We start from the raw sequence: 11,103 nt of genomic DNA on the forward strand, positions 1-11,103 counted from the left end.
ATCGGGCGGGTTGCAAGCGAACCGTTACACGACTTTGGCAGGTTCGACGAAAGTCTCAAGCGCTGCGACTTCCATCGCATTCATCCGCAGGCCAAGTTTGGTCCGGCGCCAGAGAATATCTTCTGCCGTATGCGCCCATTCATGCTCGATTAGATAACGCACTTCCACCTCGTAAAGGTCGGCACCCAAATGCCGGCCAAGCTCGGCAAGTGATGTGGCGTTGCCAAGCAAAACCCGTGCGCGTGTCCCGTAAAGCTTGAATAATCGGCGGGCGTGGATCGCTGACAGAAACGGATAATCGGCTTTCAGCTTTTCCAATTCGCGATCAAAAGCCGTTGCTTCGAAATCACCGCCCGGCAGAGATGCGGCATGGGTCCATGGCGCACCTTTCTTGCCCAAGTGATGCTCGATCTTTTCGAGCATATGTTCGGCCAGTCTGCGTGCTGTGGTCAGCTTGCCGCCGAATACATTGATCAGCGGGGCTACGCCCTGCGGCGCATCTTCTTTGAGCACATAATCGCGGGTTGCTTCCTGCGCCTTGCTGGCACCATCATCATAAAGCGGACGCACGCCGGAATAGGTCCAGACAATATCTTCAATCCGCACCGGCTCGCGGAAATATTCGCTTGCCGCAGCGCAGAGATAATCGGTTTCCTTGTCGCTGATCGCAACTTTCGCCGGATCACCCTTATAATCCTGATCAGTCGTGCCAATCAGCGTGAAATCATCCTCATAGGGGATTGCGAAGATGATGCGCCCATCATTGTTCTGGAAGAAATAGGAGCGCGGATCGGAAAACTTCTTGCGCACAACGATGTGACTGCCCTGCACCAACCGCACATTGTGCAACTGGCGGTCGCCTTCGACACCTTCCAGCACCTTGTCCGCCCATGGGCCCGCAGCATTGACCAGAAGACGCGCGCGAAATTCTTCGCGCAGACCTGTATCAACGTTTTCCAGCGTTACCGTCCACACCTTATGGTCGCGACGGGCCGAGACAACCTTGGTGCGCGTGCGGATCATCGCACCGCGATCAGCAGCATCACGCGCGGTGAGCGCTGTAAACCGCGCATCATCCACCCAGCAATCCGAATATTCAAAAGCCTTAGTGAAAAGCGGCTTAAGCGGTGCGGCGACCGGATCGGTACGCATATCGAGTGTGCGCGTGGCGGGCAGCATTTTGCGGCCACCCAGATGATCATAAAGAAACAGGCCAAGGCGTAAGAGCCAAGCCGAGCGCACGCCGCCCTTATGAAAAGGCAGCACAAAACGCATCGGATGTATCAAATGCGGCGCATTTGCCCAGAGCACTTCGCGCTCCATCAATGCTTCGCGCACCAGACGAAATTCGTAATGCTCGAGATAGCGCAAACCGCCATGAATGAGCTTGGTGGCGCGCGATGAAGTGCCGCTCGCCAGATCGTTCATCTCAGCAAGACCGACGGAAAAGCCGCGCCCGACTGCGTCACGTGCAATGCCGCAGCCATTAATGCCGCCACCGATTACGAAAATGTCGAATATTTCATGCTGCGCCATGGTGAACCCTGAAGACCATCTCCAACCACCAAAACGAATATAATTTATTTAATACGAAAGCAAAACGAAAATGAAACGAAACTACGATTCTTTCTCTTCGGCAGAGCTAAGCGGAGCCGTTTCAATCAACTCAACCTCATTCTCGCGGCATAAATCGCGCAATTGCTGCGACGGACAGCGGTCAGTGATAAACGTATGCACTTGGGATATATGACCAAGGCGCACCGGTGCCGTGCGTTCCAGCTTGGTTGAGTCGCTCACCAGAATGACGTGACGCGCATTGGCGATAATTGCCTGCGCAACCTTCACTTCGCGGAAATCAAAATCCAGCAGTGCACCGTCTTCATCCATGGCTGATGCGCCAATGATCGCGTAATCAACCTTAAACTGGCGAATAAAATCCACCGCTGCCTCACCGACGATGCCGCCATCAGAAGCGCGCACCACGCCGCCCGCAATCACCACTTCGATTTCAGGATAAACGCGCAGCGTATTGGCAACATTGATGTTGTTGGTGATGACCATCAGGTTGTTATGGTCGATAAGCGCATGGCTGACGGCCTCGGTGGTCGTGCCTATATTGATGAAAAGCGATGCGCCATCGGGGATCATTTCGGCTGCCGCACGCCCGATCAGCTCCTTCTCATGGGCCGCGATCCGACGACGCGCTTCATATTCCATATTCTCGACGCCCGACGGATAGAGCGCACCCCCATGGATACGACGCAGAAGACGCGCCTTGCACAGATCATTGAGATCCTTGCGCACCGTCTGCGGCGTTACATCGAAAGCAACCGCCAGATCATCCACCAGAACCTGCCCCTGTCGGCGCGCGATATCCAAAATTGCATTGTGACGAGGGGTAAGCTGCATGATGTTCCCGGTATGGAATTATTCTAACAATTAATTCGTAATTTCGCTGTTTTGCAAAAGAAAGCAACCACCTGATGACAAAACAGGCAGAAACTCACCATCTCTGCCCCTCATTGGAGGTATCGCCAAATAAACCTCCGTTTATTTCGAATCCGAAAGTTTTTCCTTTCAGAAAAATACCGTTCAAAAGATAGCAAAAAGCCTCACGATCTTTGAGCGAACCTACACCTTCCGAATATAAATAAGCCAAACAAACATATTTCCCGGATCGTTAATTTAAATATTATTCAGATAATCCTTATTTCTTTGAGAAAAGGACCACAGATAAAATTGGTAATGGCGCCTTTATCCTATCAGTAAATGTGAAACATATCTTCTTATCTGAAGGGGTTAGCTATGTCTAAACTGGGTATCTTTTTCATTTCCGGCGCACTTGTTCTTTTCAGTGGCAGTGCGTTTGCTCAAAGTGTGAATGTAGACAACAATACAAACTCGTCATCGCAAGCCGGAGCGACAGCTATTGCTGTTGGCGGCGGCGGAAATTCACCGAGCAAAATCAAAACAACGGTACCGGCTTTTGCACCGGGCCTCGTGGCCGCAGGCGTACACTCCTGTGCAGGATCAACGAGCGTGGGTGTCGGCGCGACTGGCTGGGGTTTTGGCTTTGGCAGCACTTATGAAATGCGTGAATGTAACCGCAGGGCTTATGCAGCAGCACTTTTGGGCATGGGCCAAAACAGAGCTGCACTCGATCTGATTTGTCTGAACAAGGAAGTCAGGGCCTCCCTCAATGCAACTGGGGTGGTCTGCCCTTCACAAGGCATAGCGACGGCACAAGCAGCGCCGCGCCGAACACGACAAGCACCGCTTTTTGCATCTGTCTCCAATGAGGAACCAGCTGCCATTCCAGCCAGTGCCCGCACTAAAACTGCGCCTTCACAGCCTATGACAGGAAAGCGAACTTACTCTGCCAAAGCGCTCGGGCTGAGTTCGGATCAGCTACGCGCCAAGGGATGTGTTCTGCGTAACACGGCGAACAACGGACAAGCCTGGCACTGCTCGCGCCCTCTGATGTGAAAATCAGCACATATGCCCGGCCCAAAGAGGCTTTCAAAGAAGCTTTGGGCCGGCAACTCTGCGGTATAGCCCCTTGAGCATAAAGCCTGGCAGCAAGCGGATGGGCAACGGGGTGTATCGTCAGGATATGCCGACCGAAACGGGATCGGGAACTCATTCAACACGTGGAGGACATCTCATCATGAAGAAAATTCTCATTGCTTCTCTCACACTTCTTGCAGCCAGCGCTCTGCCAGCAGCCGCACAAACGGTAAACTGGAATGGTAGCTTTGGCGGCGCAAGTGGTGCTGGTTCTGCCGTTACAGGCGGCTTTGCGTTCGGCGCAGGCTCTACCGCAGCAGGTCAGGCAGCCACCACCGGCTGGGCAGAGGGCAAAGGCACAGTTGTCGGCATTGGCGGTAAGGTCGGACATTATGGCGGCAGCGCAGGAATAGGCTCTGGCTATTTCACCTCCGGATCAGGCGGTCAGTCCGCTGCCATGGCACAATCGGGCACAGGCTTTCTTGGCGGGAGTTCCGCAGGCACAGCCTTTGGCACCACATCCGGAGGATCGTCCGGCAGCATCAGCCTTCGTCGTTAACCAAAATCAAACAGGCTGGAACTGGAGCGGTTATCTGTTGAGAGAAAACCATCGAACCAAAGGCTCGACAGACAATTTTTCCAGAGCAAAAAACAGAAGCGGAAGCGCATCAGGCGTTCATCCGCTCAGAAAAGAATGAGAGCCCCCTCAAAGGATACCCACTCTCATTCTGTAGGGGCAGGTGAAAATCTGCCCCTACCCCCTCATCTTAGAAAATCCGATGAGGCTCTACCTGCACTCCAAAAGCTATGAAGCGTCGGCTGATCAATTCAGGCGACGCTTCATAGCTTTTGGTATTGATAATGTTAGCATTCACAAAACTTCATTCTTCACCAAACTTGTTGCCGTACATTTTATGCAGCTTACAAGCGACCTCAGTACGATTGGCGGCGCCAATCTTGCGCATGATATTATGAACATGCGCCTTGACGGTACCTTCGCTCATGCCAAGTTCAAATGCGATGATCTTATTGGATTTTCCGACGCGAATGGCGTGAACAACTTCAATCTCACGCATTGTCAGTAATTCACCAAGTACATCGTCGGTCATTTCCTCCGACGGTGGCTTCATAAGCATGGAAGCAGGCACATACATACCACCTGCAAGCGCCAGATGGATGGCTTCCACACAAATCCGAATGTCCACGGATGTCGGAATGTAGCCACGCACACCAATTTCCATGGCCCGCATAACCTGTGACCATTCTTCACGTTCTGCCAGCAACACGAGCGGTATCGGATGCCACGCCTTCACCGCAGCTTCCACTTCATCAGAGAAAAACGGATCTGCCAGCCGTCTGGAACCCACATGCATGAGAACGACAATGGCTCCGTTCAGCGGCATGTTTTTATAAGTTGCCGCGTAGCTTATAACGGGAAGCTTCAGCCCATTCATCATCAGACCATTAAAGAGACATTCCCGTTCCAGATTGCTTTTACAGACGAGCATAAGATGAGGCTCATTCTGAACAGGCAAGCCGGTTGCAATTTCTTCACTCTTTTTTCTTTCCCCGAAGGCAGCAAAAGCACCCTCACGACTACCATCGGGTGCTGCCCATAAGTAAGGCTCTCTTATTTGAAGCATTGCTTAGTTTCCTCTACTACTCATGTTTTTACTCGATACAAAACACTAGTTACGACAAAAACTTCGGCACTTTATTGGGATTTTCATTGCCAACCCCGCTGAAGACTGGTCTAAATATTGATACCAGCAAATAAACGTGTCATTAACTTATGTTAGCGGTTTATAAAAAAATGTGCTCGCCATAAGAACGACTTCGGGAACAGAAAGTTATAAATTCTATAACTTTCGTTGAGCATGGGTAGCGGATGCATAGTGGGAACCAACACACCACCGCTTTACTGATCGACGGCTTGGTCAACTTATTGGAATCGCCTCCAATTCTTGCCAAGCTGGATTCGCGCGAAAAAGAGGCTATGCAGGCCCTCGCTATTTCCGAGAACAGTTATCCCGCCGATGCGGTTATCATCGAGCAAGGTGCATCTATCCGAAGTCTTCATATGGTGCGCACTGGATGGGGTTGCGTCTATCGCGACCTTTCCAGCGGCGAACGCCAGATTATCGACTTTCCAATGCGATGCGACTTCGTAGGATTAAGAACTGCTGGCGGATACAGCTACAATACGATCAAAACGCTGACGCCTATGTCTGTTTATGAAATACCACTGGCGTCACTTGAACAAACAATCAAACAAATGCCCCGACTGGGCTTACTTTTTATCGAAATGTTGTCCCGACAGCGCGCCATGCTCGTCGAGCATTTAACCAATGTTGGTTGCCGCAGCGCTTTTGTCCGCACCGCGCATTTTCTGCTGGAATTGTCTGACCGTGTGAAATCCTGCGGCATGGGCGAACCAGATTCTTTTTACTGTCCACTCACCCAATATCAACTTGCCGACGCTCTGGGCCTTACCCCTATCCATCTCAACCGAATGATGAGGGAGTTGCGCGAGGAGGGGCTCGTGGTCTTCAAATCTTATAAGGTTGAAATTCTCGACCGGCAAAGATTGATGCAGATTGCCGAATATGACGGCGCATTCATGCGCATGTCGGTGTTCGACAAATCTATTTAAGCATTCACTTCAGGGAAAAAATGGTCGGAGTGGAGAGATTCGAACTCCCGACCCTCTGGTCCCAAACCAGATGCGCTACCAGACTGCGCTACACTCCGTACCCATATGAGCGAGACTCTATCGTCTTGCTGTGAGCGGCTTATAGCGCCGCTCTTTTGAACCTGCAAGGGGATGCAACAGCTTTTTTTCAGCTATTTTTTTCAACGACATAATTAGCTGGCTTATTTAGTTGAAAACTGGCGCTTTTCCCGCACCAAAAGCCACGAAATCCGGGTTGGCGAAGCCTTTCACGCTTCCATCAGAACGCGCACCATAAATCATCGGCTTTCCGTCAAAAGTCGTTGTCATGCCACCGGCTGCACGCAAAACTGCGTCACCTGCCGCCGTATCCCACTCCATTGTCGGGCCAAATCGCGGATAAAGATCGGCATCGCCGCGCGCGATCATGCAGAATTTCAGCGACGATCCCACCGAAACACATTTGCCACTGTGATTGAGTTTCAGGAATTGCTCGGTTTCTGGTGTCAAATGAGAGCGGCTGCACACCACAGTCTTTTCATCTGGTGCAATGCGAGCGGTAATCGCACGCCTGCTTATGATTTGATGGTCGGCAGATGTCGTCACTTCTTGCGCACCGTCACGCGAACCGACATAAAGAAGATTGCGCACAGGAGCATAAACCAGCCCCAGCACTGGCGCTCCATCCTCAATTAGCGCGATATTCACTGTGAAGTCGCCATTGCGCAGCAGAAACTCGCGCGTACCATCAAGCGGATCAATCAGGAAAAAATATCTCCCCAATTGCGCTGGCAGTCGACCTGCAGCCGCTTCCTCTTCAGCCACAACCGGAATATCCGGCGCAACCGACGCAAGGGCCGCAAGAATAATGGCCTCAGCTGCGTGATCAGCTTCGGTTACTGGCGACTGATCTTTCTTGGAATGAACTGCGCATCCTTGCGTATAATGCTTGATGATGACACGACCAGCCTCAAGAGCAGCATTCTCCAATGCAGCGAGCAAAGCTTCGCTGTCGGAATCAGGTTTCAGAAAGGCTGCTGTTGTCATTTCTCAAATCGACCAGGAATCACTGCCATAGCTGCCGATAACACCGCGCTCGGCGAGATATCTTTCCACTTCCGCGACGAGTTCGTCAATGTCACATCCTGCGGTGTGAAGATGTAGCTCCGGCGAATGCGGCGCTTCATAGGGCGAATCAATACCTGTGAACGCTTTGATCTCGCCACGCAGCGCCTGCGCATAAAGCCCCTTTGGATCACGCGCCATGCATTCCTCAATCGGCGTATCAACAAAGATTTCGATAAACTCACCCTCCGGCAGACGCGACCGCACGCGGTCGCGTTCGGAACGGAACGGCGAAATGAACGAGACCAGCGTGATCAGCCCGGCATCGGCCATAAGCCCTGCAACTTCCCCAACGCGGCGGATATTTTCGGCACGATCGTCATCCGAAAAGCCAAGATCGCTATTGAGTCCATGGCGGACATTATCGCCATCGAGCAAATAGGTGTGTTTGCCGAGTGTATGAAGCCGCTGTTCAAGCCTGTTCGCGATGGTGGATTTACCCGATGCTGATAGACCCGTGAACCAGAGCACAGCCGGCTTCTGGAATTTCTGCGCAGCGCGCGCCTGTTTGTCGAGATCGAAAGCCTGTAAGTGCACATTGGTTGCCTGACGCAGTGCGCTATCAATCATACCGGCGCCAACCGTCGCATTGGTGAGACGATCAATCAGCACAAAAGCGCCGGTCACGCGGTTGTCCGCATAGGGATCGAAAACGATCTGGTCCGCCGTCTGAAGATGGCAAAGTCCAACTTCATTCAGATCAAGCTGCGTCGCCTCTTCCTGCGCAAATGTATTTACGTCGGTGCGGTATTTGATCTCGCTGATCGTCACCGGCGTCTGGTCGGTTTCGGTGCGTAGCAGATAGGAACGCCCCGGCTGCAAGGCGTCTTCACCGAACCAAACGATATTGGCACTAAAGCGATCCGCCACTTCAGGCCGCGCCTCTGTACCCACCAAAATATTGCCACGAGAGACTTCAATCTCGTCCTCGAGAACCAGCGTTATCGCCTGCCCTTCGCTGGCGCGGGGTAGATCACCGTCATAGGTGGCGATGCGTTTCACCTTCGATTGCTTGCCCGATTTTGCGACAACAACCGTATCGCCTTCTGCAATCGAACCTGAGGCAACCGTGCCGGAAAAGCCGCGAAAATCGAGATTGGGTCGGTTCACATATTGCACCGGAAAGCGAAATGGCTTGCCGATACTATCCGTATCAAGACGCACTGTTTCCAGATGTTCCAGCAGATAAGGGCCTTCATACCAGCCGATGCGCGAGGAGAGGCTGCTGACATTATCGCCAAAGCGTGCAGACAGCGGAATCGCCTGAATGCTGGCAAAGCCCAAGTCTTTGGCGAAACTCATATACTCAGCAACAATAAGATCAAAAACATCTTGCGAGAAATCAACCAGATCGATCTTATTAACGGCCACGACAATATGCCGAATGCCCAACAGTGAAGCGATGAAGCTATGGCGGCGCGTCTGTGTCAACACGCCCTGACGCGCATCAATCAGCACCACTGCCAGATCAGCCGTCGACGCCCCTGTTGCCATATTGCGCGTATATTGCGCATGGCCCGGCGTGTCGGCCACGATGAACTTGCGGCGCGGGGTTGAAAAGAAGCGATAAGCTACATCGATGGTGATGCCCTGCTCGCGTTCAGCTTCCAGACCATCAACCAGCAGCGCAAAATCAAAATCGTCATCCGTGGTGCCGAATTTGCGACTGTCGTTCTTTAGCGTCGCCAGCTGATCCTCAAAGATCAGCTTTGTGTCATAGAGCAAACGCCCGATCAGCGTGGACTTTCCGTCATCGACCGAACCGCAAGTCAAAAAGCGGAGCAGAGTCTTACGTTCCTGATCCGCCAGAAAGTCGCTGACGGCTGCACTGGTTACAGAGGGCTTCAATATGGCGTTCATCAGAAATAGCCCTCCCGCTTCTTCTTTTCCATGGAGCCTGCTTCATCGCGATCAATGGCGCGGCCCTGGCGCTCGGAGGTGCGGGCGATCAGCATTTCTTCGACAATATCGGAGAGACTGGTAGCGCTTGATTCAATGGCACCCGTCAACGGATAGCAGCCAAGCGTGCGAAAACGCACCACCCGCTCCTCAACCTTCTCACCAAGACGCAACGTCATGCGGTCATCATCGAGTTTGATCAACATGCCGTCGCGCTCAACTACCGGGCGGGGGGCTGCGAAATAGAGCGGCACAATCGGGATATTTTCCTGCAAAATATACTGCCAAATATCCAACTCGGTCCAATTCGAGAGCGGGAACACGCGGATCGATTCACCTGCTGCAACGCGGGTATTGTAAACCTTCCACATTTCGGGACGCTGGTTCTTCGGGTCCCAGCCGTGCTGCGCATTGCGGAACGAAAAAATGCGCTCCTTAGCGCGGGATTTTTCCTCATCGCGACGCGCACCACCGAAAGCGGCATCAAACTTGTATTTATCCAGCGCCTGCCGCAAACCCACTGTCTTCATGACATGGGTATGGACGTTTGAGCCATGCGAGAACGGACCCACGCCATCGCGCACGCCGTCTTCATTGATATGAACCAGCAGCTCAAAACCCTTTTCGCGGGCCTGTGCATCGCGAAACTCGATCATCTCGCGGAATTTCCAGGTTGTATCGACGTGCAGAAACGGAAATGGAGGCGGAGCCGGATAGAATGCTTTCATCGCCAGATGCAGCATGACGGAGGAATCTTTGCCCACCGAATAGAGCATCACCGGATTAGAAAAGGTTGCGGCAACCTCGCGGAAAATATGAATTGCTTCTGCTTCCAGACGCTCAAGATGCGTCAGGTTCTTACTCAGGGATGCGTGATGCACGTCTGTTTCTCCCGGAAACCAGCTCGAAAAGAATATTGACGGGAGGTTTGATCCGGCGCGGGCGTTGGAAAACCACTCTTCGCGCATTGTCGTGAAAGGCAGAGCAAAAGGAAAAGTATGCTATCGCGTATTGTGACGGGGTTAAGCGAAAACGTGCCTGTTTTGACACGATAACAGAAACAAACTTGCGCCAGATTGAAAAGTGCAATTTTCGGCCAAGTTACGGAAAATACTACTAAATTTGTGGTATTAAGCCAATTTTTGAGGGGTAAATTGTCCTTCGGGCCAAACCGCCAAAGGATCAAACACTGTTAGAGAAGGCCAAATGTACGCGCCTTGGCAACAGCCTGTACCTTGTTGACTGCAACAAGTTTGGTGAGAACATTGCTTATATGAAAATTCACCGTGCGGGTCGAAATGCTGAGGATGGTTCCAATAATCTCGGCGGTTTTACCTTCGCTTGTCCAGCGCAGGATTTCACGCTCGCGCGCAGTCAGGTTCACTTCTGATACGCAGTTAATTTTCGGAACATTGAGATGTTCATACATGGCGAGGTGCAAGAGATTGGTTACAATCTGCATCTGGCGACGCAGCATTGAAATTTCACCTTCTGATAAAGCAGGCTTGTCACGCAGAAATGTGAGAATGCCGAAGACACCTTGGGCGGCCCAGCATGGCTGAGAGATGCCCACACGAAGCCCAAAATTCTGCGCATCTGCCCAGATCTGTGGGGTTTCGGCAAAAAGCCTCTGCGACCATACGAGCGGCTCGATGCTGTTTACTCCCCGCCGTACGACAGGATCGATTTCGACATATTTTTTGGCCGCATATTGTTTCTGCCATGCATCAGGCGTGGTCTCAAAGCGTATCCAGCGCGAGACACTATCCAGCGACGGAACACACATCGAATAAGACACATAAGCAAAGCCCAGTTTTGCGGCATAGGTCTTAATCTGCTCGAACAGGACTTCGGCATTATCGGATGATTGAATGGTCTCGTAAAAATCTTCCCATTTCATA

Annotated in this window: 10 protein-coding genes and 1 tRNA gene; 3 read left to right on the forward strand and 8 right to left on the reverse strand. The window is 52.0% G+C overall.

What is annotated here, in order from left to right; genetic code table 11:
- Positions 1-24: 24 nt before the first annotated feature.
- Both glpD and J2782_RS11065 read right to left on the reverse strand, forming a co-directional pair.
- Positions 25-1,536, reverse strand: a complete 1,512-nt coding sequence (glpD, locus tag J2782_RS11060) for a glycerol-3-phosphate dehydrogenase (RefSeq protein WP_310012415.1) — start codon at positions 1,534-1,536, stop codon at positions 25-27.
- 81 nt (positions 1,537-1,617) lie between these two features.
- On the reverse strand, positions 1,618-2,409 hold the full coding sequence (locus J2782_RS11065; RefSeq protein WP_250039079.1) for a DeoR/GlpR family DNA-binding transcription regulator: 792 nt from the start codon (positions 2,407-2,409) through the stop codon (positions 1,618-1,620).
- Positions 2,410-2,805: 396 nt separating this feature from the next.
- Here J2782_RS11065 and J2782_RS11070 point away from each other — a divergent pair, with 396 nt between their 5' ends.
- Both J2782_RS11070 and J2782_RS11075 read left to right on the forward strand, forming a co-directional pair.
- Entirely contained in the window at positions 2,806-3,486 is a 681-nt protein-coding gene (locus J2782_RS11070; RefSeq protein WP_310012419.1) for a hypothetical protein, read from the forward strand.
- Positions 3,487-3,667: 181 nt separating this feature from the next.
- Positions 3,668-4,066: a hypothetical protein gene (locus J2782_RS11075; RefSeq protein WP_310012420.1), complete on the forward strand. Its 399-nt coding sequence runs from the start codon at positions 3,668-3,670 to the stop codon at positions 4,064-4,066.
- Between the two features lie 322 nt (positions 4,067-4,388).
- Here the strand turns inward: J2782_RS11075 and J2782_RS11080 are convergent, their stop codons facing one another.
- Entirely contained in the window at positions 4,389-5,150 is a 762-nt protein-coding gene (locus J2782_RS11080; RefSeq protein WP_310012422.1) for a helix-turn-helix transcriptional regulator, read from the reverse strand.
- A gap of 245 nt (positions 5,151-5,395) precedes the next feature.
- Between J2782_RS11080 and J2782_RS11085 the strand changes: the two genes are divergently transcribed.
- Positions 5,396-6,160 (forward strand): Crp/Fnr family transcriptional regulator, encoded by a 765-nt coding sequence (locus J2782_RS11085; protein WP_310012424.1) that lies wholly within the window; start codon positions 5,396-5,398, stop codon positions 6,158-6,160.
- A gap of 21 nt (positions 6,161-6,181) precedes the next feature.
- On the opposite strand, the gene J2782_RS11090 is transcribed toward J2782_RS11085, so the two are convergent.
- From J2782_RS11090 to J2782_RS11110, 5 genes are all read right to left on the reverse strand, one after another.
- Positions 6,182-6,258: transfer RNA gene (locus J2782_RS11090), tRNA-Pro, on the reverse strand.
- 127 nt (positions 6,259-6,385) lie between these two features.
- Entirely contained in the window at positions 6,386-7,225 is an 840-nt protein-coding gene (gene cysQ / locus J2782_RS11095) for a 3'(2'),5'-bisphosphate nucleotidase CysQ (RefSeq protein WP_310012426.1), read from the reverse strand.
- A 3-nt stretch (positions 7,226-7,228) separates the two neighbouring features.
- Positions 7,229-9,163, reverse strand: a complete 1,935-nt coding sequence (gene cysN / locus J2782_RS11100; protein WP_310012428.1) for a sulfate adenylyltransferase subunit CysN — start codon at positions 9,161-9,163, stop codon at positions 7,229-7,231.
- Positions 9,163-10,083: a sulfate adenylyltransferase subunit CysD gene (gene cysD, locus J2782_RS11105; protein WP_310012430.1), complete on the reverse strand. Its 921-nt coding sequence runs from the start codon at positions 10,081-10,083 to the stop codon at positions 9,163-9,165. Before cysD ends, cysN begins: the two co-directional genes overlap by 1 nt.
- Positions 10,084-10,394: 311 nt before the next feature.
- Positions 10,395-11,102 carry a LuxR family transcriptional regulator gene (locus J2782_RS11110; protein ID WP_310012431.1) on the reverse strand — a complete coding sequence of 236 codons (708 nt, stop codon included), beginning with the start codon at positions 11,100-11,102 and terminating at the stop codon, positions 10,395-10,397.
- Position 11,103 lies beyond the last annotated feature (1 nt).

This window comes from Brucella pseudogrignonensis (assembly GCF_031454375.1).
GTDB classification, from domain to species: domain Bacteria; phylum Pseudomonadota; class Alphaproteobacteria; order Rhizobiales; family Rhizobiaceae; genus Brucella; species Brucella pseudogrignonensis_A.

What these genes read in the sequence shown, in the direction of transcription:
- glpD (WP_310012415.1), bottom strand. Translation starts at nt 1,536, where the DNA reads ATGGCGCAGCATGAAATATTCGACATTTTCGTAATCGGTGGCGGCATT.
- J2782_RS11065 (WP_250039079.1), bottom strand. Translation starts at nt 2,409, where the DNA reads ATGCAGCTTACCCCTCGTCACAATGCAATTTTGGATATCGCGCGCCGA.
- J2782_RS11070 (WP_310012419.1), top strand. Translation starts at nt 2,806, where the DNA reads ATGTCTAAACTGGGTATCTTTTTCATTTCCGGCGCACTTGTTCTTTTC.
- J2782_RS11075 (WP_310012420.1), top strand. Translation starts at nt 3,668, where the DNA reads ATGAAGAAAATTCTCATTGCTTCTCTCACACTTCTTGCAGCCAGCGCT.
- J2782_RS11080 (WP_310012422.1), bottom strand. Translation starts at nt 5,150, where the DNA reads ATGCTTCAAATAAGAGAGCCTTACTTATGGGCAGCACCCGATGGTAGT.
- J2782_RS11085 (WP_310012424.1), top strand. Translation starts at nt 5,396, where the DNA reads ATGCATAGTGGGAACCAACACACCACCGCTTTACTGATCGACGGCTTG.
- cysQ (WP_310012426.1), bottom strand. Translation starts at nt 7,225, where the DNA reads ATGACAACAGCAGCCTTTCTGAAACCTGATTCCGACAGCGAAGCTTTG.
- cysN (WP_310012428.1), bottom strand. Translation starts at nt 9,163, where the DNA reads ATGAACGCCATATTGAAGCCCTCTGTAACCAGTGCAGCCGTCAGCGAC.
- J2782_RS11110 (WP_310012431.1), bottom strand. Translation starts at nt 11,102, where the DNA reads ATGAAATGGGAAGATTTTTACGAGACCATTCAATCATCCGATAATGCC.